Origin of the sequence: Streptomyces sp. x-80, from assembly GCF_046549095.1 — a bacterium.
Taxonomy (GTDB): domain Bacteria; phylum Actinomycetota; class Actinomycetes; order Streptomycetales; family Streptomycetaceae; genus Streptomyces; species Streptomyces celluloflavus.
Genome location: NZ_JAJPWM010000021.1, coordinates 117,434 through 139,484, shown reverse-complemented (window position 1 = coordinate 139,484; position 22,051 = coordinate 117,434). Strand labels below are relative to the sequence as shown.

12 protein-coding genes are annotated in these 22,051 nt (G+C 72.2%); 3 read left to right on the top strand and 9 right to left on the bottom strand.

Features of this window, described 5'->3' with window-relative positions:
• Positions 1-53 precede the first annotated feature (53 nt).
• Positions 54-842, bottom strand: a complete 789-nt coding sequence (locus ACLJWH_RS33500) for a phosphatase (protein ID WP_411145544.1) — start codon at positions 840-842, stop codon at positions 54-56.
• 273 nt (positions 843-1,115) lie between these two features.
• Here ACLJWH_RS33500 and speB point away from each other — a divergent pair, with 273 nt between their 5' ends.
• Positions 1,116-2,084, top strand: coding sequence for an agmatinase (gene speB / locus ACLJWH_RS33495; protein ID WP_411145543.1), 969 nt, complete (start codon positions 1,116-1,118; stop codon positions 2,082-2,084).
• Positions 2,085-2,216: 132 nt separating this feature from the next.
• Here speB and ACLJWH_RS33490 read toward each other — a convergent pair whose 3' ends face one another.
• The 5 genes from ACLJWH_RS33490 to ACLJWH_RS33470 all read right to left on the bottom strand — a co-directional run bounded on the left by ACLJWH_RS33490 (position 2,217) and on the right by ACLJWH_RS33470 (position 14,025).
• Positions 2,217-4,535 carry an SUKH-4 family immunity protein gene (locus tag ACLJWH_RS33490; protein ID WP_411145542.1) on the bottom strand — a complete coding sequence of 773 codons (2,319 nt, stop codon included), beginning with the start codon at positions 4,533-4,535 and terminating at the stop codon, positions 2,217-2,219.
• Positions 4,536-4,714: 179 nt separating this feature from the next.
• Positions 4,715-10,819 (bottom strand): toxin glutamine deamidase domain-containing protein, encoded by a 6,105-nt coding sequence (locus ACLJWH_RS33485; protein ID WP_411145541.1) that lies wholly within the window; start codon positions 10,817-10,819, stop codon positions 4,715-4,717.
• Between the two features lie 199 nt (positions 10,820-11,018).
• On the bottom strand, positions 11,019-11,405 hold the full coding sequence (locus tag ACLJWH_RS33480) for a hypothetical protein (protein ID WP_411145540.1): 387 nt from the start codon (positions 11,403-11,405) through the stop codon (positions 11,019-11,021).
• 142 nt (positions 11,406-11,547) lie between these two features.
• Complete coding sequence (locus ACLJWH_RS33475; protein WP_411145539.1) at positions 11,548-11,946, bottom strand: hypothetical protein; 399 nt, start codon at positions 11,944-11,946, stop codon at positions 11,548-11,550.
• A 321-nt stretch (positions 11,947-12,267) separates the two neighbouring features.
• A complete protein-coding gene (locus tag ACLJWH_RS33470; RefSeq protein ID WP_411145538.1) occupies positions 12,268-14,025 on the bottom strand; it encodes a helix-turn-helix domain-containing protein in 1,758 nt (585 codons plus the stop codon).
• Between the two features lie 254 nt (positions 14,026-14,279).
• Here ACLJWH_RS33470 and ACLJWH_RS33465 point away from each other — a divergent pair, with 254 nt between their 5' ends.
• A complete protein-coding gene (locus ACLJWH_RS33465) occupies positions 14,280-15,866 on the top strand; it encodes a sodium:solute symporter (RefSeq protein WP_411145537.1) in 1,587 nt (528 codons plus the stop codon).
• A 136-nt stretch (positions 15,867-16,002) separates the two neighbouring features.
• Complete coding sequence (locus ACLJWH_RS33460) at positions 16,003-17,754, top strand: thiamine pyrophosphate-binding protein (RefSeq protein WP_411145536.1); 1,752 nt, start codon at positions 16,003-16,005, stop codon at positions 17,752-17,754.
• Positions 17,755-17,771: 17 nt separating this feature from the next.
• Here ACLJWH_RS33460 and ACLJWH_RS33455 read toward each other — a convergent pair whose 3' ends face one another.
• Genes ACLJWH_RS33455 through ACLJWH_RS33445 form a run of 3 tightly spaced genes read right to left on the bottom strand, consistent with a single transcriptional unit; the run spans position 17,772 to position 21,668 of the window.
• Complete coding sequence (locus ACLJWH_RS33455; RefSeq protein WP_411145535.1) at positions 17,772-18,440, bottom strand: TetR/AcrR family transcriptional regulator; 669 nt, start codon at positions 18,438-18,440, stop codon at positions 17,772-17,774.
• Positions 18,437-20,764, bottom strand: coding sequence for a YhgE/Pip family protein (locus tag ACLJWH_RS33450; protein WP_411145534.1), 2,328 nt, complete (start codon positions 20,762-20,764; stop codon positions 18,437-18,439). Before ACLJWH_RS33450 ends, ACLJWH_RS33455 begins: the two co-directional genes overlap by 4 nt.
• Entirely contained in the window at positions 20,736-21,668 is a 933-nt protein-coding gene (locus ACLJWH_RS33445; protein ID WP_411145533.1) for an ATP-binding cassette domain-containing protein, read from the bottom strand. The genes ACLJWH_RS33450 and ACLJWH_RS33445 overlap by 29 nt, the downstream gene beginning before the upstream one ends.
• Positions 21,669-22,051: the final 383 nt, after the last annotated feature.

The following is a 22,051-nucleotide window of genomic DNA, read 5'->3' as shown; positions in this document are numbered from 1 at the left end:
TCCGCGGCCGGCCGGTGCGCCTGCGGCGGTGTCCCGGCGGCGGGGGACGGCCGTCAGCGCAGACCGGCGGCGTCCAGGAGGTAGGCGGTCAGCGGGTCGTAGTGACGCGGGCTCAGGACATGGTCGTCCAGGGGGATGGTCACCTGGAGCGTGCCCTCGGCCTCGGCGAGGAAGAGCGCCGGGTCGTTGCAGTCGGCGAAGCCCACCGCCTCGATACCGCGCTGGCCCGCGCAGCCCGCCCAGCCGTGATCGGCCATCACCAGCTCCGGCAGCGGCCGGCCCGCCCGCTCCAGCCCGTCCAGGATCGCGGCCATCGGCTCGGGGGAGTGGGTGTGCCACAGCGTCGCACCGCGCTCCAGCATCGCCACGTCCCCGAACTGGAAGACCATGCCGTCGTCCGCCTGCAACCCGTCCGGGATGACGACGATCTCGCAGCCGTGGGCGCGCAGCGCCTCGGCCGTGGCGCGGTGCACATCCAGCAGCCCGCCCGGATGGCCGGTCGCGAACAGCACCCGCTGCCGGTCCGCCGCCGCCTTGCGCAGCACCGCGGCCGTACGCTCCAGGGCGTCCACCGTCAGCTCCGGGTCGATGGTGTCCTGCCCCTCCCGGTGGTGCGGATCGGCGCTCACCCCGCAGCGCTCCGCCATCACGGCGAGCACGTCCTGTTCGTCCGTCCACCGGTCGCCGAGCTCCAGCCCGAGCCAGTAGTGGCGGTCGCCGTTGGCGAGCTTGTGGTAGTGGGACAGGTTGTTCTCGCGGGGGGTGGCGACATCACCGGCGATCCGGGTGCGTACGAGATGGTCGACGAGTTCGGCGCGCGTGGGGGCAGAGGGTATCGGCATGGCACCCATTGTGCCCGTACGGATTCGCGAAGGGCCGGGCCGTGGGGGTGGGGGCTTAGGGACGCCGGTACTCGGGGGCCGCACCCGGCCGGCCGTACCCGGCGCGCAGGGTTTCCGTGTTCCTGGGTCGCTGGGTCGCTGGGTCGCTGGGTCGCTGGGTTCCGGGGCTCCGGGGTTCCGGGGGCGGCGCCTGGCCGGAACGTCGAACGCGGTCCGCCGCACCCACACAATTGTCGATGTGCGGATTCCGTGGCCGCTCCTACCCTCGGCGTCATGACCACCGCATCCAGTGAGCCCGTGGGCCCCGTCGACTCCTCCCGCGTCCCGCGTTACGCCGGACCGGCCACCTTCGCCCGCCTGCCCCGCCTCGACGAGGTGTCCCGGGCCGATGTGGCCGTCGTCGGCGTCCCCTTCGACACCGGCGTCTCCTACCGCCCCGGCGCCCGCTTCGGCGGCAACGCCATCCGCGAGGCGTCCCGCCTGCTGCGCCCGTACAACCCGGCCCAGGACGCGTCGCCCTTCGCCCTCGCCCAGGTCGCGGACGCCGGTGACATCGCCGCCAACCCGTTCGACATCAACGAGGCCGTGGAGACCATCGAGGCGTCCGCCGACGCGCTCCTCGACACCGGCGCGCGCCTGATGACCCTCGGCGGCGACCACACCATCGCGCTGCCGCTGCTGCGCTCGATGGCCAAGAAGCACGGTCCGGTCGCGCTGCTCCACTTCGACGCGCACCTGGACACCTGGGACACGTACTTCGGCGCCGAGTACACCCACGGCACCCCCTTCCGCCGGGCCGTCGAGGAGGGCATCCTCGACACCTCCGCGCTCTCGCACGTCGGCACCCGCGGTCCGCTCTACGGCAAGCAGGACCTCGACGACGACGCGAAGATGGGCTTCGGCATCGTCACCTCCGCCGACGTGCTGCGCCGCGGCGTCGACGAGGTCGCCGACCAGCTCCGCCAGCGCATCGGCGACCGCCCCCTCTACATCTCCATCGACATCGACGTCCTGGACCCGGCCCACGCCCCCGGTACCGGCACCCCCGAGGCCGGCGGCCTCACCTCCCGCGAACTCCTCGAAATCCTGCGGGGGCTGGCGACCTGCAACCTGGTCTCCGCCGACCTGGTGGAGGTCGCCCCGGCCTACGACCACGCCGAAATCACCTCGGTGGCCGCCTCCCACACGGCGTACGAACTCACCACGATCATGTCGCGGCAGATCGCGGCGGCGCGGGGCTGAGCGTCGGCGTCCGGACGGGCGCCGGTCCGTCCGTCCCTGAGGGCCAGGTGCCGCTCCTCTCTCCGTCCGGGTGCGGAGGGAGGGGCGGCGGCGGTCCGGAGCGGGGTTCGGCAGGGAGCTGTCCGGCGCGCGTCATTCGTTGTCGAGGAGGTACGACCAGGCTTCGGATTCGGCTCCGGCCGCGTCGATGAGCCACAACGCTCCGGAGATGTGCTGCCGGAGCAGGTACTCCTCGTCCCTTCCCTCGACCGTTTCCCGGATGCGCAGTCCGGTGAGCCACTGCGCGACCATGGTGAGGAAGTTCTCCAGGCCGGACGCGACCAGCAGGCCGTCGACGGGGTCGTCCGCTTCCCGGGGAACTCGCAGGACGTGCCCGGTGGTTCCGTCCAGGACCAGCGCGCCGCCCATCCACAGTCCGAGCCAGAAGAACGGGCCCTCGCTCTCCGGCTCGTCCGCTTCCTCGGGCCACTCGAACGCGCCCAGGAAGCCGTCCCAGTCGGGCGCGATGCGCAGACCACTCTCGGTGAGCTCGGGCAGCCCCGGGTCTGCCAGGACGTGACGCGTGCCGACGTCACGGAGACCGGCGGGCAGGCGCTCGGGTGCGAACGTGCGGAAGGCGTCGGCGCCGACGACCGTCCGGAGGTCCGCCGCGCCGGGCGGCGAGGCGTCCACCGGAGTCGTCGGCCCGGCGGCGGCATACGCGCCGGACAGCGGTGCGCGCTGCGGCGGCTTCCCACTGTCGAACGCGCCGGCGGGGCGGAGGGCGAAAAGGCCGCCCGATCCGCCGAGGAACAGCAGGTCGCCGATCCGCAGTACGGGGCTTCCGAGCAGGCTCGGGTGCGCGGAACCGGTGTCCGGGACGCGGTCTTGCAGTTCGGCGATCGTGGTGATGCCTTGGGGCTGGGGCTGGGGCTGGGGCTGGGGCTGGGGCTGGGGCTGCTGGGACGGGGACTGGTCCGGGTCGTGGTGGTCCGCCGGTCCGGTCGGTGCCGGCCAGGTCAGACCGGCTCGGAGCTCCTCGGGCAGGGTTTCCCGCTCCTGCCGGGTACCGGCCAGCGGCTCACCGGTCCGCGCGTCCCAGATGCCCACGGTCGGTTCCGGGGAACCGAGGCCGGCCACGGCGGGGCGTCCCCGCCACCGGACCTCGACCAGTTCCCCGATCGTGCCGGGTTCGAGAAAGGCCGGGTGATAGCCGCCCGGAGGCCGCCACCGTGTCCACTGCGCCCGCCACGGCATACGGATACCCGACGCCGGCAGACCGGACGCGAATACGGTGTCACCGCGCGCGGTGGCCATCAGGTGGAGCCAGGCGGCCCATTCGCCCTGAGCGGGCGGTACGACCCCGTAATCCCACAGATACATGGCGTCGGCCGCGGCATTGTTCTCCCCGACGACTCCGTTGTGCGCGCAGTGCGCGGCATCCATCAACGAGGTCTGCGGGATATGGGCGACCAGGGTGGCATCGGAAACCAGCTCGTCGAAGGTGGTCGCGGTCCATTTCTGATCGTGCTCGGCCTGGGCGGCGTGCATGGCCAGCCCCATGGCGGCGTACGTCCCGAGAGGCCCGCCGGCGGCCCATCCCCCCGGGTGCCGGATTTCTTCGGACAGGGAGCGCAGCCATGTCGTCATATGGCGGTTCACCCGCGTCACGGTTTCCGCGGACGCCTCCTGGCGTAGCGTCTCGGCCAGCCCCTCGTCCGTGAAAGCGACACCCCCGTCTGCTCTGTTCAGCCACTGCGGATGGTCGTCGGCCAGTCGGTCGAGAGCGGCCTCCGTGACGGAATCCAGCCCCCATCCTTCGGCGAGTGCCGCCCAGACGCGCAAGGGCACACGGCGGGGTTCCGCTAGGGCCAGGGCACGCAGTTCGGCGGGCCAGGAGACTCCGGACGGAGAGATTTCGGGCGGAGAGATTTCGGACCGCGGGACCCGGTTCCGGGAACCGGTGGGCTCCGCAGGGCCATCGAGCAGGATTCCGGCATCCCGGGAGTCCATGAGGCCGGCCGTCGAATCGAGGTGGGCCACTACGTGCAATCCCTTTCGGCTGCACAGTGCCTTGAGCGTGCCGCTCCACATGCGCTGTGCTTCGCACGAGCGCCGGGTCCGGCCCATTCGATGCAGATGACCGATCAGCACGAGACGTCTGGCCGGTTGTTTGCGCAGTTCGGAAATCCACCGCGTACCGCCGTACCGCGAAGAGTCCACGGCCAGCGCGGCCAGGACATTCCGCAGAAGTTCCTCCGCGGTCAGCCCCGTCGCGTCGAGCAGGATGCTCGATTCGACGCGCTCATGCACCGCACGCAGGACCTGTGGGCCGTCGGCCGATCGCTCATCGACAAGGGCCAACCAGCCTTTCGGCGCCAGTGGATCCGTCCCGTCCTGCCACCACTGGACGACCCGGTCCGCCGCTTCTCCCGACGGCACCCGCTCCAACGCCGTTGTGTTACTGGCCATACCCGTACCCGTTCTCCCTCGCCGACCTTTACGACAGCCTCATGACGACAGCACGCGCAGCGTGACGACATCACGTGCAGCATGGCTGCATCGCGCGTCGCGTGGCTGTGTCACGGCGTCGCACGGCGGCATCACCGCCGTACGGCGACAGCACGCGCCGTACGACGACCACCACCACATCACGGCAGCATCTGCATGCGCGTCTTCGCCCAGATCTCGCCCATCGCCTGGAGGTGATCGTGCATCTCCTGGTCCATGATCTGCTCATTGGGCACCCGGTTCGCCTTGACCCTCTTGTCGATCAGCCCGTCGGTGAGCCCTGCTTTTCGAAGGCGGTCCTTCTGGGCTTTCTCGGGCAGATCCTTGACGGCGGCCAGCAGTTCTTCCTGTTCCTTCCGGAGATCGGCACGTACGGCGTCCCGACTGGGCTGTCCCTCGGGATCGGTGCGGTAGGTCGTGCTGTAGAAGACAGGGAAATGTGAGGTGCGCTTGCCGATTTCGGTGGAGCAGCGGGCGTGGCCGGCACCCTCGCCGCACGGCTCGCGTTCCGTATACAGACCGGCGATGGAGTACGGCTGCTGTCCGGCGGCCTCCTTGCTCTTGTTCAGCCTTTCCACCCATTCGAGCAGGTGCTTCTCCGAGTGGCGTGGGGTGTATCCCTCGCCGCCGGCCGGGATGGAGGAATCCACGACATAGGTGCTCTCCCCGTGACCGTCAACCACTTCGAGCACGGCGTAGTTCTTTCCGGAGAAGTCGGGCTTGTTGACGCCGGCTGATTTGAGGAGTTTATTCACATCGGCCGGGGTCACATCGCGGTCACTGTGGCGTCCCGTCGACTTTTCGCGCAGCTCCTTGAGGGCGTCATGCGTGGCGCTGTCGGGCTCGCGGTATTCCGCGGGCCAGCCCACCTTCGCCGCTTCGCGGGAGTCCGCGCCCGCGGAGATGTCGAGTTGTGCGATCGGGTCCGGCAGATCGTCCTTCTTACGGGGCGGCGCACCCTTGTACGGACTGTCCCCGTCGGGCGCCGGTTCGGGACTCCGCCCCACTCCGTTGTCCTCGTGGAACGCCAGGCTCATACGCGCGAGCGTGGCGACGACAACGCCGCGCTCACCATCGTTCATGCGCGCGAAATCGTCGCCGAGTACCTGCCGCAACTCCCTTTCGCTGAACGCCGTGGGCGGCATTTCCGCGTGGTGGGCGGGATTCTCTTCCGCTGCCTTCCGCGCCTCGTCCGAGGCGAGCTTCCGCTCGGCCGCCGTCTCCAGCAGCCGGCCCAGGCTCCCGTCCTCCGCCCAGCCCCGCATACGGTCGTGGACGGGGTCGAGTTCGATCCGGTGCACCGGATGGTGGGGGTCCTGCCGCACGGCCTGCTGCACATCGTCCGGCGGCAGCGAGGCATGCTCCTGGGCGGCGGATTCCGGGTGCGGAAGCGACTTGTTCCGCTCTTCGCGGGTGGCCTCGGCCGAGTCCGGGTCGTGGGGCGCCGGCTTGTCCGGACCGGGGTGCGCGTGGTCGGCCCCGGAGGGGTTCTCGGGGGGAAGGTGACCGGTGCCGGACGGGTTCTCCGGCGGGCGGTGCTCGGAACTGGTGGGGGAAGCGGATGGGGAGGTGGCTTGGGAGGTGGCTTGGGTGTGCTGGCCGGGGTGGGTATCGGGAGCCGGGCCGCCGGGGTGTTGTTGGGGGTGCTGCGGGTGCTGGGGGCCTTGCTGTTGGGGGTGCTGCGAGTACTGCGGGTGCTGCGAGTGCTGTGGGTGCTGTGGGTGAGGCTGGTTTTGCTGGGGTTGGAACTGGGGCTGGGGCTGGGGCGGCTGAGGGTGGTGTGGCTGTGAATGGAGTGGCTGAGGGTGCTGCTGCGGGATTGGCTGCTGCTGGTACGGGTTCTGGTGGTTTTGAGGGTTCTGCTGTGGGTGGGGGGTTTGTGCGTACTGGGGTTGCTGCTGGTTGTGGGGTTGGGTGTGGGGTTGGGTGTGGGGTTGGCTCTGCTGTTGCTGTTGGTTGTGCTGCGGGGTTTGCTGCCGGTTTTGCTGTTGGTTCTGGGGGTGGTTTTGGGTGGGCTGCTGGTTTTGGGTAGTCGTGGGGTCGTAGGGGTTGCGGTTTCCGTCGAGGGTGAGGTGCCAGACGCCGTCCGCGTTGGTGTGGATGGGCTGCTGGCTGATCTGGCCCGTTTGGCTGTCCACCCAGATGACGCGGCCGTTGTGGTTGACGGCGTTGAAGACGTGCGCGCCGCCGCCGGAGCCGTCGGGGTTCCTGGGCCAGGTGACGAGGACGGCGGAGGCGGACCCGTGCCCGGACCGGCGGAGCTCGTCGGCGATGTGCGAGTAGCTGTCCTGAGCGTTCTGGCCGGACTGACGGAAGTGCGTACCGGCCCAGTTCTGGATGTTGGCGGTGCCGTTGCGCTCACCGCTGACGCGGTCGAGGCCGCCGTGGCCGTCGTTGTCGTAGGTGCGTACGGCGGACACCTGCGGATTGCCGTACCAGGACTCGATGAACGAGCGGGTGCAGTCGGCGCAGTTGTTGGAGCGGCCCGGAACGGTGGGACCGCCGTCGTTCTGGAAGCGGGCCCAGGGCTGGAACGGGTCCGCGTGGCGCTGCGGTGAGCCGTCCGGGTTGCGCGGGAAGTTGTTCACCAGCGCTTGCTGATCGTGCGGGAATGGCGAATACAGGCCGCCCGGCTGGTGGTTGAGGCTCCCCCGTACGTCGTTGAGGCTCGCCCGGGGCGGGTGCTGCGGGGCCGGTGGCTGTTGCTGAGGCTGTTGGGGTTGCTGCTGGTGGGGCTGGCTCTGCTGTTGGTTCTGGTTGTGGTGTTGGTTCGGGGGCTGGTGCTGGGGCTGGTACGGAGTGGGCTGCTGGTGCTGCGGCTGCTGGTTGGGGTGTTGCTGCTGTTGCTGGTGCTGGGGGTGCTGTTGGTTCGTCGGCTGATGGCTCTGGAGGGTGGGCTGTTGTTGGCGGGGGTCCGGGCGGTGGGGCTGGTGCTGCTGACGGGGGTCGGGGCGGTGAGGCTGCTGTGGCTGAGGCTGGGGGTGTTGCTGAGGCTGGTGCTGCGGCTGTTGCTGGCGTGGGTCCGGACGGTTGGTCTGCGGGTGCTGTTGCGAGTGCTGTTGCTGTGGGTGGGGCTGTGACTGTTGCTGGGTGGGGGCGTGCGGATGCTGCTGAGGCGGGTGCTGGGCATCCGGGCGGGGAGTGTCCGGGCGACGGGGGGCGTCGGGACGCGGCTGCGCCTGATCGGGACGTGTCCGTGCCTGGTCGGGGTGGTGCTGGCGGGGGCCGGGGTGCCCGTTCTGGGGGTTCCTCGGGGCGTCAGGGTGCGGGGCGTCCGGGCGCGGCCGTGGGTGGTCCGGGCGGTTCGCGTCGGGGTGTGTCCGGTCCGGACGGTTCGACGCGTCGGGGCGGTTCGCGTCGGGATGGTGCGTGTCGGGACGCTTCGCCTCGGGGTGGCGGGTGTCCGGACGGGTGGCATCCGGGCGAGGGGCGGTGTCCGGGCGCGGGTGCTGGGGCTGGTCCGGGCGCGGGTGGGCGTTCTCCGGGTGCCGGGCCTGCGGGCTCTGCCGGTCTTGCGGGGTGTGCTGATCCGGTCGCGGGTGCTGCTGGTCCGGGCGTACGGGGTGTGTCCGGTCCGGGCGGGGGGCGTCCTGCCGTACGGCGTCCGGTCGTACGGAGGGGGCCTGGTCCGGTCGCTGATGGTGCGGGGACTGCTGGCCGAGCGGGGTGGGTTGGCTCTGGTGGTTCTGCGGGACCTGTGGGACCTGCGGGGGTTGTGGATGCTGCGGGGTCTGCGGGACCTGCGGGGGTTGTGGATGCTGCGGGGTCTGCGGGACCTGGGGATGCTGTGGGGTCGTCTGGTTTGGCTGGTGCGGCTGGCCCTGTTGGGGTTGGTGCGGGCCGTCGAGGCGCGGGTTGTGCGGGGGCGGCTCGGGGCGGCGCTGTTGGGTGGTGTCGTGGAGGGGCTGGGTGCCGTCGGGGCGGCGGTTCGGGCCCGGGGCGGTGGGGGTGTTGGGACGCGGGGTGTCGAGGCGGGGGTTGTGCGGGGGACGGGCCTGGCCGCGCTGCTGTCCGAGGTCGCGGATCGGCTGGGCACCGTCGGGGCGGCGGCCGGGCGGGGCAGACGCGCTTCCGTTCGGGGGCGTGCCGCCGCGTGGCGGGGCGGCATTCGACGGCGCGGGCCCGCTCTGCGCCGGCATGGCGGTGGGCGCGCCCATCATCGGGCCCGCGGTCTGCGCGGAGTTCTGCGGGGACTGCTGGGCGGTGGTCGGGCCCTGCGGGGAACCGCCCTGGTCCGTGGTGTGCCGGGTGGGCGGAGGCGCGGTGAGGGTGTCCGCGGACTGGGTCCTGACCGTGGTGTCGTCGGCGGTCGGCATCGGATCGCCGGGTGCCGGGTCGCGCTGCTGTATCGGTGTGCCGGTGGCGGACGAGTGCTGCACCGGGGCGCCCTGCGACGGCACGCCCATGTGCGGCGTGGCACCCCGGACACCTCCACCGGTACCGGAACCGTCCCCGTTGCCGCCACCGCCGTAGCCGCCGCCGTTGCTTCCGTTGTTGTCGGTGCCGGAGCTGACGTCGTGGCTGGGCGGGGTGCTGGTGACCGGGCCGGGGGTGGCGGACTGCTGCGGGGACGGCGCCGCGTCCGGGTGCGAAGTCGCCTCGGCGGGCGGGGAGTTGTGCTGGTTGGGGGAGTGCGCGTCCGGGGCCGGGCCCGCGTCGGGCGCCGGGGCCGCGTACGGGGCCGGGCCGGGGGCCGGCTGGGTCCGGATGGCGTCCGGGTCCGGGGAGCTGTGGTGCTCCGGGCGAACGGATTCCGGGGTGGTGTCGTGGGTGGGGCGGGTGCTGACCGTATCCGGGCCGGGGCGGGCGGAGTCGGTGGAGCTGTCGTGCGCGGGCCGGGTGCTCACCTGGTCGTGGTGGGGGCGCGCCGCGTCGGGGGTGTTGTCGTGCGTGGGCTGGGTGCTCACGTGGTCCGGGTTCGGGCGGGATGCGTCCGGGGCGGAGTCCGAGTGCGGGGTGGCGCCGGAATCGGGGTGCGGGACGGAGCCGCGGGTCGCGTCGGCGTAGGGGCGGTGATCGCTGCCGCCCTGATAGCCGGTGTCGAACGGGGAGCGCTGGTCCGGGGGCGGCAGTGGCTGGGCCGGCGGCACGTTGTGCCGGGCGTCCGGGCCCGGCGCGGAGCCGTCGGAGGAGTGGGCGGAGGGAGCGGCGGAGTCGGCACCCGTGCCCGGACCGGCGCCTGTACCGGTTCCCGTTCCCGTACTCCGACCCGAATCACCCGTGGAGTGCGGGGAGTTGGCGCCTTCGCCCCCACCCCCGCCGTCCGAGCCGCGATGACCGGTGCCGGTGCCGCCGCCCGCATCACTGCCGCCGCCCGAGCCGCTCCCGGACCTGCCGCCGTCACCGCCACCGGAACCGCTCCCGCCACCGGAACCGCTCCCGGCGCCGTCGCCGTGCCCGCTCCCCGAGCCGGTGCCGCCGCCGCTCCCGCCGTCCTCGGACCCGCTGCGCCCGCCGCTGTCCTCGCTGCCACCGTGACCGCCACCATGGCCGCCGTGTCCGGCGGCGGAGTCCAGGCCGCCGCGGACGTGGTGGCCCGCCTTGCCGCCCACCCCGTCACGCAGCGACTCGGTGAAGGTCTGGCCGGAGTTCTTGGCGGTCTCGACGGCCTCCGAGGCGCCGGTCTTGAGGCTGCGGTTGACGTCGAAGCCCTGCTGGGCCCCGAAGTTCATGTTCACGCCCTGCGCGATGGCGTCGGAGATCATGGCCTCCAGAGCGGAGACGGCGGGCTCCTTGAGCGTCTGCATGATCGCGTCGACCAGAGCCTTGCGCGCCTCCTTCAGGAGTCTGCGCACGATGATTCTGGTGGCCTGGGTGGCGCCCGCGGCGCCGATCTCGGACAGCCCCAGGGTGAACGGGGCCGCCGCCTGGGCCGCGATGATCTCGGCCGCGAGAATCGCCAACTGGGCGATCACCGCGATTTTCATCCCGATGATGATGGCGGCGCCCGCCTCCAGCGCACAGGCGATCAGCTCAGCGGCGGTGCGGGCGTCGTCGAGGTGGCCCGAGCCGTTGCCGGAGAACTTCTCCCAGGTCTTGGCGAAGCCGTCGATGCTGTCGCCGGCGTTCTGCGACAGGACGTCGCCCGCGGCGGTGACGCCCTCCAACTGCAACTGTTCGACCGCCGCCGCGAAGTCCCGCCACTGCGTGGCGGACTCCAACATCTTGTCCTCGTCACCCGTCGGCCAGTCGAAGCCGAGCATTTCGAGGACCCATTCCGCCCAGCCCGGCAGCATGAGTGACATGGCAGCAATCCCCCGTAGGACAGCGAGATGACGAGCGGAACGGCGAGCGAGACGGCGAGCGGAACGGCGAGCGAGACGGCGAGTGGGACGGCGATGTGCGGGCGGCGAGGGGCGGAAGGGAGCGGACGGAGCCGAGCGGGACGAAGGAGGGCGGGGCCGGCGCGGGCGGTGGGTGCGGCGGGGCCGGCGTTCGCGGGCGTCAGGCGGTGTTGGGGGCCTTGACGTTGGAGATCAGCCGGCTCTCCGCCTCGGCGTTCGCGACGTGCTGCCGCATCAACGAGTGGGTGAAGTCCTCGCCGGCCTCGTGGTTCTCGGCCATGGTGGTGAGGGCGCCGCCGACCTCTTGGAGCTTGGCGGCGAGGTGGCCCATCGACTCGTACATGCCGTCGCGCAGACCCTCGTAGACGACGCCGAACTTCTCACCGATGTCGTCATCGCCCCACGGCGGGGTGTCCTGGCCTTCCAGACCGGTCAGCCCGGCCTTCAGCTTGTCCACCGCGGACTGATAGCGCTCACCGATGCTCGTGAAGTCCTTGCCGCCGGACTTGAGTGACGGGATATCTGCTTTCAGGCCATCTCCGGCCATGGCTTCCCCCGCTTCGACATCTCTTTACGTACTGCACAGTATTGAGCCAAATTCTAGACGTGGGTGCCGGTGCGGCCTCAAGTCCACATCTGTCACAGAGCTGTCATCGCTGGGGATTCCGCGCCCAGCGAAGTGTCACCAATCAGGACGTACTTGGGCGATACCACTGGCGGTAGACCTCGACGGCCGACTCCGGCGGGAAGTTGGGGAGGGTCGTGACATCGCCGTTGAGCTTGGAGATGGCGATGTTGCTGCCACCGGGGTCCGAGGGGGGCACGCTCGGGTCCTCGGGAGCCGGGTAGCCGGCGTGGATGAGGTAGCCGATGTCGAATTCGTGCACGAAGAGGGCGATCGGGCCGCCGGGCGAGCCGACCGGCGGGAAGTACGCGCGGCCGATCTCCAGCGCCTCTTCGGGGCCGGCCGGTACCACCTGAGCTGCGGAGCCGCCGCCGGGGACGGCGCTCGGCGGGTAGGGCGGGGGGAGCGGCGGGGACGGCGGCAGGCCGTCCGCGGTGCCGCCGGTGCTGCCGGACTCCGTCATGGGAGGTCCCTTCCTGTCGTGGCTGTCGTTGTCGCTGTCTCTGTCGCGCCGGCCATCGCTGACCACCCGTCGGCCCGCCGATGGCAGACCGTCGGTACGCCGACGAGCCGTCAGTGGTCGGTCACCGGTCGGTCACCGGTCGGTCGGCGGGTCGTCGGTGGTCCGCCGGCGGCCCGCCGGAGGGCGCCTGGCGGCCTGTGGCCGATCCTCGGCCGGCCGGAAGAGGCGCCGGCCAAACTTCGGTCAACAGGTGGTCAACCTAACCGACGCCACGGAGGCGTGTCCGGTTCGGGCGGTGGCGCGAAACCGAGGTGCGAAAGCTCACGCCGGGGGCGTTCCGCGGTCGAGGGTGCGCAGGGCGAACCACAGCTCCATACGGACATCCGGATCGTCCAGGTCCGTGTCGAGGAGTGTGGAGATGCGGGTGATGCGCTGGCGGACGGTGTTGCGGTGGACGCCCAGTGCGGTCGCGGTGCGGTCCCAGCTTCCGTGCAGGGAGAGCCAGTTGTGGAGCGTGGTGAGGAGGGGCGGGGATGTGTTCAGGGGCGCGAGGAGAGCCTGGGCGTGCCGGCGGGCCTCACCGGGGGCGACGAGGGAGGTGAGGCCGTGCGGGCCAGGGGTGCGGTGGCGTACGAGGGGGACGCGGCGGGCGAGCGCGCGGCGGAGGGCGGACGCGGCGTGCCGGTCGGCGGCGGGCAGCTCCGCGACCGGAACGGGGTCGCTGACACCGAGCGCCCAGCCGGGCCGTGCGGTGACCTCGCGATCGGCGGGGAGCAGCGCGCGCAGCGTGCCCTGCCCGGTGTCGGGGCCGACATGGGCGTCGGGGGTGAGCTCGGGGGCGGTCTCGGGGACGGGCGGCACCGGGGCCGGGTACGGGGCGACGAGGTGGGTGCCCAGGGCGGCGGCCAGCGCGGTGGCGGCCGGGGTGGCGGGGGACCCGGTGGTATCGCGGCGGCGCCGGGCGTGGACGACGGTCCAGCGGGGGTGGCCGAGGAGCGGAGCGGTATCGGCCGGGCGGGCGCCGAGGAGGAGATGGACCAGGGCGGCGGAGTGGCCGGCGTCGGCCGGGGCGCTGCCGGTGGCGGGGCCGGTGATCAAGGAGAGGAGCACGGCGGCGACGCCCGCGATGGTGCGCGCGGGCGGATTGCCGGGGTCCGCGGCGACCACCAGGGCGAGCGCCCGGTGACCGGGGCCGTGGCCGGTGAGGGCGTATGCGGTCAGGTGCGTACCGGCGAGCGTATCGGTGGCCGACGAAGGGCCGCCGGCGCCGACGACACGGGCGAGACGGGCGGCCGCGGTCCGGCAGGAGGGTGCGGGACGGGGTCCGGCCGCGCCGTGTTCGGTGCCGTCCGGGGCGAGGAGGGCGGCCCAGCCGTGCGCATGGCGGGCCAGTGCGCGCAGCACGGAGGGCCCGGGGTCGGGGCGGGCGGCGGCCGCGGCCAGCGCCCGCTGGGCCTCGCTGAGCCGGGTCAGCTCGCGGTGCCTGGCCGCGGTCACGGCCTGCCAGACGGCGCTCTCCACGGCGGTGAACGGAGTGGTCGCGGGCACCTCGACGAGCGGCAGACCGTGCCGGTCACAGGCCGCCACCAGGGCGGGCGGGACGGTGTCGTGCACCGGCGCGATCCCGAAACCGAGGGCGGCGGCACCGGCCGCGACGGTACGGGCGACGTAGCCGTCGAGGTACGCGTCGAGGGCGGGGGCGGGGACGCCGGGTGCGGAGACACCGGAGGCTGGCTCGGGGCTGCCGGGGCTGCCGGGGCTGTCCGGGCTGCCGGGGCTGACAGGGCTGCCGGTGTCCGCACCCTCCACACCCTCTGCTCCCTCCGCACCCTCCGCACCCTCCGCTCCCGACGCCGCCGCCAGATGCACCCCCGCGGTCAGCAGCATCTCGCCGCCCAGGAGGTACGGCACCGGGTCGGCCATCTCGGAGGTGTGCACCCAGTGGATCGCGATGCCCTCGCGCGGCCCCGCGAGCTGCCGCAGGCCCAGGTCCGCACGGGCCAGCAGGCCGGCCAGCGGAACGGGCGGTGTGGGCGGGGGTGCGACGGGTGCCGAGGGGCGCGGCGCGGGGTGCGACATGTGCGAACCCTCCACTTCGGGGGCGGCGAGTGGAGGAAACGTACACTTCAGCGCCGCCCGGCCGCCTCCTAGGGTCAACCCCCGGGACGAGACGACGTCGACGGCGCTTCTGAAGCGTCCGTCACCCCCACGCCACCTGCCTCTCACTCCTCCCGTCTCGCCCTCCCCCTCGGCCCTTTTGTTCCCTCCTTGCTCTCTTCTCTTCGCTTTTCTCTCTCGTTCCCTCCCCCCGGTGCAGCAGGAAGGGATGGCCCATGGCTGTCGACTACGCGGTGATCGTGCTCTATCTGGCCGGAATGCTCGCCATGGGCTGGTGGGGGATGCGCCGCGCCAAGTCCAAGAGCGACTTCCTGGTCGCCGGCCGCCGCCTCGGCCCCGCGATGTACTCGGGCACGATGGCCGCGATCGTGCTCGGCGGCGCGTCCACCATCGGCGGCGTCGGGCTCGGCTACCAGTACGGGCTGTCCGGCGCGTGGATGGTCTTCACCATCGGCCTGGGGCTGCTGGCGCTCAGCATCTTCTTCTCGGCCCGGATCGCCCGGCTGCGGGTCTACACCGTCTCCGAGATGCTCGATCTGCGGTACGGCGGCTCCGCCGGGATCATCTCCGGCATCGTCATGTGGGCGTACACCCTGATGCTCGCGGTGACCTCGACGATCGCCTACGCCACCATCTTCGACGTGCTCTTCGGTCTGGACCGCACCCTCTCGATCGTGCTCGGCGGGGTGATCGTCGTCGCGTACTCGGCGCTCGGCGGTATGTGGTCGATCACGCTCACCGACATGGTCCAGTTCGTCGTCAAGACGATCGGCGTGCTGCTGCTCCTGCTGCCGATCGCGGTGATCAGGGCGGGCGGGTTCGCCGAGATGCGGGCCCAGCTGCCGGACGACTACTTCGCACCGCTGGGCATCGGCGGCCAGACCGTCTTCACCTACGTGCTCATCTACTCCTTCGGCATGCTGATCGGGCAGGACATCTGGCAGCGGGTGTTCACCGCGCGCGGCGACAGGGTGGCACGGCTGGGCGGCACCGCGGCCGGTACGTACTGTCTGGTCTACGCACTGGCCGGCGCGGTCATCGGCACCGCGGCGAAGGTGCTCTACCCGCATCTGGGCAGCCCGGACGACGCGTTCGCGACGATCGTCAGGGACGCCCTGCCGGTGGGCCTGCGCGGGCTGGTGCTGGCGGCGGCGCTGTCGGCGGTGATGTCCACGTCCTCGGGTGCGCTGATCGCGTGTGCGACGGTCGCCAACAACGACATCTGGGCGCGGGTGAAGCACATCGCGGAGCTGCGGGGCCGGGCGCGGGGCCACGGCGCGGCGGACCGCGACGCGGGCCGGGGCCACGGCCGCGACCAGGACCAGGGCCGGAACGAAGACCAGGACCGGGAGCACGACGAGGTGCGGGGCAACCGGGCCTTCATCCTGCTGATGGGCGTCGGGGTCATCGCCATCGCCATCGCGCTCAACGACGTGGTCGAGGCGCTCACCCTCGCCTACAACGTGCTCGTCGGCGGGCTGCTGGTGCCCATCCTGGGCGGGCTGCTGTGGAAGCGCGGGACCGGCGCGGGCGCGCTCGCCGCGATCACGGTCGGCGGGCTGACGGTCGTCGGTCTGATGACGGCGCTCGGCGTCCTCGCCAACGAGCCGATCTACTACGGGCTGCTGGCCTCGCTCCTGACGTATGTGCTGGTCAGCCTGGCCACCAAGCCCACGGACGCGGCGGTGCTCGCCGCCTGGCGCGAGCGGCTGGCGGGGGCGCCGGACCAGGAGGCGCCGGCGCCCCGGCCCGTCGGCGCCGCCGCGGGCACCTCCGGCGACACCGGCGCCCCCGGACGATGACTCCGCCGCGGGCCCGGGCCCCCGCCCCGTCCCGCCCCGTTCCGGCGCACGCCGTTCCGCAGCTCCTCCGCCCCCGTAGCTCCGTCGCCCCGTCCGTGAGTCCTGGCCCGCGCCGCAAGAAAGGCAGCACGCATCCATGAGCACCACCAACCCCGCAGTACCCGCAGTTCCGGCAGTTCTTGAGGCTCCCGAGGTGACGCGGGAGCGGCGCACCGGCGGTGACCTGGTCGTCGAGTCCCTGGCCGCACTCGGCGCGCGCACCGTCTTCGGGCTGCCGGGACAGCACGCGCTCGGGGTCTTCGACGCGCTGCGCCGCTCCGCGCTGCGCTACGTCGGACTGCGGGTGGAGAACAACGCGGGTTTCGCCGCCGACGCGTACGCCAGGACCACCCACGGGGTGGCGCCGCTGCTGGTCTCCACCGGGCCCGGCGCGCTGATGACGCTGGCCGCGTTGCAGGAGGCGGCGGCCGGGTCGGCGGCCGTGCTGGCGATCGGCAGCCAGGTGCCGCTGGCCGGGATCGGCGGCGGCCGCCATGGCTATCTGCATGAACTCACCGATCAGAGCGCGTCGTTCCGGGGCGTGGTCAAGTCCGTCCACACGGCGCGGACGGCCTCGCAGATCCCGTCCGCGGTGGCCGCTGCCTGGACGTCGGCGCTGAGTGCCCCGCACGGGCCGGTGTGGCTGGAGATCCCGCAGGACGTGCTGCTGGCACCGGTGGACGTACCGCCCGTGGCCGGACTCGACGTACGCATACCGGAGTTGGAGCCGCGCGCGGAGTTGATCGCGGCGGCGGCGGACCGGCTGGCGGGGGCCCGTACGCCGGTGATCCTGGCGGGTGGCGGCGTCGTACGGGCCGGGGCCGAGGCGGAGCTGCTGGCGCTCGCCGAGCGGCTGCGGGCACCGGTGGCGACGACGTTCGGCGGTAAGGGCGCCTTTCCGTGGGAGCATCCGCTCTCCCTCCGGTCGTGGCTGGAGGACCGGCACACCACCCGGTTCCTGGAGGACGCGGACACGCTGCTGGTCGTCGGCTCCGGGCTCGGCGAACTCTCCTCGAACTACCACACGTTCCGGCCGCGCGGCCGGGTCATCCAGATCGAGGCGGACCTCGGCAAGCTGGAGTCCAACCACACCGCCCTGGGCATCCACGCGGACGCCCGGCAGGCCCTCGGCGCGCTGGCGGCGGCGGTGGCCGAGCGCGTGGCGGTGGGGGAGCGGGGGAGCACGGGGAGCACGGCCGGTGACGGCGGTGCCGATGGCCCCGGTACACCCGATGTCCCCGAAGCCGCCGTCGCCGGTCTGCTGGCGCGCGTACGGGAACGGATCGACGGTCAGGGACTCGACCTGGAGCAGCAGGTGCTGGCCGCCGTGCGCGAGGCGCTGCCCGACGAGGGCGTCAGCTGCTGGGACATGACGATCCTGGCCTACTGGGCCTGGTCCGCCTTCGACGCGCGGCGTCCCAACGCCCTGCACTCCGCACAGGGCGCGGGCGGCCTCGGCTACGGCTTCCCGGCGGCGCTCGGCGTGGCCGTCGCCGAGCCCGGCCGCCCGGTGCTCGCCGTATCGGGCGACGGCGGCGCGATGTACTCGATCGCCGAACTGGCCACCGCCCGCCAGTACGACCTCCCGGTCACCTGGCTCATCGTGGACGACGGCGGCTACGGCATCCTGCGCGAGTACATGACCGACGCGTTCGGACAGGCCACCGCCACCGAGCTGACCCGCCCCGATTTCGTGGCGCTGGCCGAGTCGTTCGGCGTGCCCGCGCTCCGTACCAGCCCCGAACGGCTGCGGACGGACCTGGCGGCGGCGCTCGCCTCGCCCGGACCGTCCGTCGTCGTCCTCCCGGCCCTGCTGCGGATGTTCGCGCCGACCCACCTGGCGCCCTGACCGCGGCCGCCGGGCGGCTACCCGTGGGCGCTGACCCGGCCCTGGAGGAGGAGTGAGAGCGACGCGTGGACGTCCTCGACGGAGCGGTGCGGCTGGTAGGACTGCCAGTCCAGGGCCGCCACCAGGACCATGCCGAAGAGGGCGGAGGCGGTGAGGGGGATGTCGAGGTCGTCGCTCAGTTCCCCCGCCCCGACCGCGTCGCGGAGGACGGACTCGATGATGGTGAGGACCCGTCCCCGTACGGAGGTCAGGGTGGACTGCCAGACCCGGTTCGTACGCCACAGTTCGGCCACGTACAGCTGGGTGAGCGCCGGGTAGCGGGAGATGAAGTCCAGACCGGCCAGGATCATCGCGTCCAGGGCGTCGACGTGGGTGCCGCCCCGCCCCACCGTGCGGCCGACGGCCTGCTGGAGCGAGTCGGCGAGCAGCTCGATGCCGTCCCGCAGCAGCTCCTCGTACAGGACGTTCTTGCTGGGGAAGTTGTAGTAGACGGTGCCCTTCGCGACGCCCGCGCGGTCGGCGATCTCGTCCACCGTGGTGGAGGAGAAGCCCTGTTCGGCGATGAGCGTGACCGCGGCGTCGAAGAGCTTGCGGCGGGTGGCCCCACGGCGGGGCCGGGGCCCGGGGGCGGCGCCGTGACCGGCGCCACCCCCGGACCCGCGGACGTGCTCGGCCTGGAGACTCACAGGCTGAGTTCCGGGTGCAGGTCCTTCATCCGGACGACCTGACGGCTCCGGGCGGCCAGCGCGGTGAGTGCCAGCGCGCCCAGGGTGAACGCCGCCAGGACGATGGAGCCCTGCCAGACGATGCCCAGGTCACCGCCGGTGATGAGCCTGCGCAGACCGTCCACGACATAACTCATCGGCAGGAACGGGTGCAGGGCACCGAAGAACCCGGGGCTGGTCTGCACCGGATAGGTACCGCCCGCCGAGGTCAGCTGGAGCATCAGCACGACCAGGGTCAGCACCCGGCCCGCCGGGCCGAACTGCGCGCCGAAGAACTGGATGATGGCGGTGAAGGCCGCCGTGGCCAGCAGCAGGAAGCCGATGGTGGCACCCGAGCGGGCCATTTCCAGCCCCAGTCCCCAGTGCAGTACGGCCATCAGGGCCAGCACCTGGACGACGCCGATGGCGAAGGCCGGCAGCCAGGAGCCCAGCGCGATCCGCCAGCCCGGCGCGCCCGCGGCCAGCGCGCGCTTGCCGAGCGGCTGGAGCAGCATGTACGCGACCATCGCGCCGACCCAGAGGGAGAGCGGGATGAAGTACGGGGCCAGGCCGGTGCCGTAGTTGGGCGCCTTGTGCATGGACTTCGAGGCGAGTTCGACCGGGTTGGCCATGACCTCGGTGCGGGCGTCGCGGTCCTTCTTGTCGTAGTCCGGGATCTTGGCCACGCCGCTGTTCAGGCCGCCGGCCAGCTGGTTGGAGCCGTCCTTGAGCTTGAAGAGGCCGCCGTTGAGCTTGGCGACGCCGTCCTTGGCCGCGCCGACCCCGTTGTGCACCTCGCCGGCGCCGTCGGCGAGGGTCCCCGCGCCGTCGGTGAGCTGGGCGCTGCCGTCGGCGAGCCGGCCCGAACCGTTGGCGAGCTTGCCCGTCCCGTCGGCCAGCTTCGCGCTGCCGTCGGCCAGCTTGCCCGAACCGTCGGCGAGCGCGCCGATGCCCGCGGCGAACTGGTTCGCGCCCTGGGAGACCTGCTGGGCCCCCTGGTTGAGCGCGTTGATCTGGCCGATGGCGGTGTCCGCGTGGTCGGCGATCTCCGGCAGCCGCTCGGCGGCCATCGTGGCGCCCTGGTGCAGTTCCTTCAGCTTGCTGTGCAGCTGCTTCAGATTGGCCTGGGAGATACCGTCGCTGACCTTCTGCACCTTGGCGGCGGACGCGGCGGCGCGGTCCGCGATCGACTTCAGCTGCGGGCAGTTGGTGGCCGCGGCGGACCCGCCGCAGCTCTCGTTGTACAGCGCCTTGGTGTCGGCGGCGAACTGCCGCGCGTCGGCGGCGGCACCCGCCGCGTCACCCGGCAGCCGGTCGAGGGCGCCGTCGATGTCCTCGATCATGCCGGCGACCACCCGGGCCTTCTCGCCGATCTCCTTGCCGTGCGCCTTGATGTAGGGCAGGTCCGTGCCGGCGATGCCGTGGACCTTGTCGGCGAGCTGCTGCGTACCGGCCGCCACCTGGCCCGCGCCCTGGCTGAGCTGCTGGGCCTTGGTGCTGGCGTCGGTCGCGCCCTTGCTGAGGTCGCCCGCGCCCTTCTTGAGGTCGGTGGCGCCCTTGTTCGCGTCCCCGACGCCCTTGTTGAGGTCGCCCGCGCCCTTGCTCAGCTCGCCGGCCTTCTCGTGCAGTGTGCCCGCGCCCTTGCTGACGTCGCCCGAGCCCTTGTCGAGCTTGCCCAGGCCGTCCGTGAGATCGCCGGTGCCCTTCGCGGCGTCCCCGATCCCCTTGTCGAGCTTGTCCGCGCCGTCGGCCGCCTTGGCCGTCTGGTCGTGCAGGTCGGAGAAGGAGACGAAGATCTTGTCGAGGAAGGCGCGCGACGACTTCGCCGAGGTCTTGGCACGGATCTCGGAGAAGACGGTCTTGGAGATCGAGCCCACGATGTAGTTGTTGGCGTCGTTCGTCCGGACCTGGAGGGCGCCGGTCTGCGGGGAGTCGCCGGAGCTGGAGGCGATCCGCTCGCTGAAGTTCTTCGGGACGGTCAGGGAGAGGTAGTACGTACCGTTCTCGACGCCCTTGGCGGCGTCGGCGGCGCTGACCTCCTCCCAGTCGAAGGTGTTGCTGTCCCGGAGGTTGCCGACCAGATCGTCGCCCACGGCGAGCTTCTTGCCGTCGGCGGTGGCGCCCCGGTCCTCGTTGACGAGGGCCACCGGGATCTTGTCCAGGCGGCTGTAGGGGTCCCAGAAGGAGAAGAGGTACAGGGCTCCGTAGAGCAGCGGGATCAGCATCAGGGCGACGAGCCCCAGCCGGGGGAGCTTTCCCCTGCCGAAACGCCTGAGCTCAAGCGCGGCCAGTTTTGGCGAACGCATGCGCCGCTTCCTCCTTGCGGGTGTCGGCCTGGCCGTGCGGGGCCTGCCGGTCCTGTGAGCTGTGCCGGTCCTGCGGGCCCTGCTGGTCCTGCGAGCCCTGCGGGGGGTGCTGGGCCTGGAGGGTGGGCTGGCCGTGCGGGCCGTGCTGGTCGGGAATGGTGACGGGTGCGGGCTCCGGTGCCGGTGCCGGAGCGGCAGCGGTGCCGGCCGGTGCGGTGCTGACGAGCAGTGCGTCCGCCGGTGCGTCGGTGCACGCGGCGACGACGGTGAGGCCCGTCAGCGCGAGGTCGCGCAGCAGCTGCCAGGCCAGCTCGCGTTCGTCGGCGGACAGCTTGAGGTCGATGTCGTCGACGGCGAGCAGCTGCGGGTCGTGCATCACCGCGAGGGCGATCGACAGCCGCAGCGCTTCGAGCCGCTCCAGGTCGCGGACCGTGGTGCGCAGACCCTTGGGGAGCGTGTCGGGGTCCAGCCCGGCGGCGGCCAGTGCGGCGTTGACGCGGGCGCGGGTGGCGTCCTTGTAGCGGCGGCCCCAGGGGAGCGCGCCGAACACGGAGCCCTTCAGGCGGCGGCCGAGCAGGGCCTGTTCCTGGAGGTGCTCGCCGACCGTGAGGGCCGGTTCGAGGTCGGCGATGCCGGGCACATGGGCGATGGCGGTACGGCCGCGCACCGTCCCCATCCGCTTGGGCAGCGGGAAACCGGCGACCGTGGCGTGGCCCTCGGTGATCCGCATCCGGCCGGCGAGCGCGAGCAGGAGGCAGGTACGGCCGGAGCCCGAGGGGCCCTGGACGGCGATCAGTGTGCCCGGTTCCGCGGAGACGTCGACACCTCTGAAGGCCCATCCCCGCGGGCCCTCGACTCCGATTCCCCTGGCGTTGACCGCCGCCCCCTGACGGGTGGTGTCCACAACCCCTCCTTTGATCTGACTGGTCAGTCTAAAAGTGTGCCGCATGAGTGGCTCGTTGACCAATCGGAAGGATGCTGGTTCGCGCACAATATGGCGATTTGGCAGCAGACCTGACGAAGGATTGGCGCGTTCTTGACCGGTGGATCCGGTGGATCCGGTCCGGTCCGGTTCCCCGAGCTGATCCTGGTGAGGCGAGCGAGGAGTCGAGGGTGCCGCCGGACCCGGCGCATACGGCAACGGCGCCGGCGACGGTGTCCTCACCGACGCCGGCGCCGCCACCGTGCCGCGCCACCCGCTCGCCGCCCTCCGCGGCGAGCGGGCCCCGGCCTCCCGGAAGACCATCGCCGACGGGTTCCGCATCCCCTACGACTGCGACGCGGAGC

Bases quoted from the DNA above. Each gene is read 5' to 3' on its own strand.
- ACLJWH_RS33500 (WP_411145544.1), bottom strand. From the start codon at position 842: ATGCCGATACCCTCTGCCCCCACGCGCGCCGAACTCGTCGACCATCTC.
- speB (WP_411145543.1), top strand. From the start codon at position 1,116: ATGACCACCGCATCCAGTGAGCCCGTGGGCCCCGTCGACTCCTCCCGC.
- ACLJWH_RS33490 (WP_411145542.1), bottom strand. From the start codon at position 4,535: ATGGCCAGTAACACAACGGCGTTGGAGCGGGTGCCGTCGGGAGAAGCG.
- ACLJWH_RS33485 (WP_411145541.1), bottom strand. From the start codon at position 10,819: ATGTCACTCATGCTGCCGGGCTGGGCGGAATGGGTCCTCGAAATGCTC.
- ACLJWH_RS33480 (WP_411145540.1), bottom strand. From the start codon at position 11,405: ATGGCCGGAGATGGCCTGAAAGCAGATATCCCGTCACTCAAGTCCGGC.
- ACLJWH_RS33475 (WP_411145539.1), bottom strand. From the start codon at position 11,946: ATGACGGAGTCCGGCAGCACCGGCGGCACCGCGGACGGCCTGCCGCCG.
- ACLJWH_RS33470 (WP_411145538.1), bottom strand. From the start codon at position 14,025: ATGTCGCACCCCGCGCCGCGCCCCTCGGCACCCGTCGCACCCCCGCCC.
- ACLJWH_RS33465 (WP_411145537.1), top strand. From the start codon at position 14,280: ATGGCTGTCGACTACGCGGTGATCGTGCTCTATCTGGCCGGAATGCTC.
- ACLJWH_RS33460 (WP_411145536.1), top strand. From the start codon at position 16,003: ATGAGCACCACCAACCCCGCAGTACCCGCAGTTCCGGCAGTTCTTGAG.
- ACLJWH_RS33450 (WP_411145534.1), bottom strand. From the start codon at position 20,764: ATGCGTTCGCCAAAACTGGCCGCGCTTGAGCTCAGGCGTTTCGGCAGG.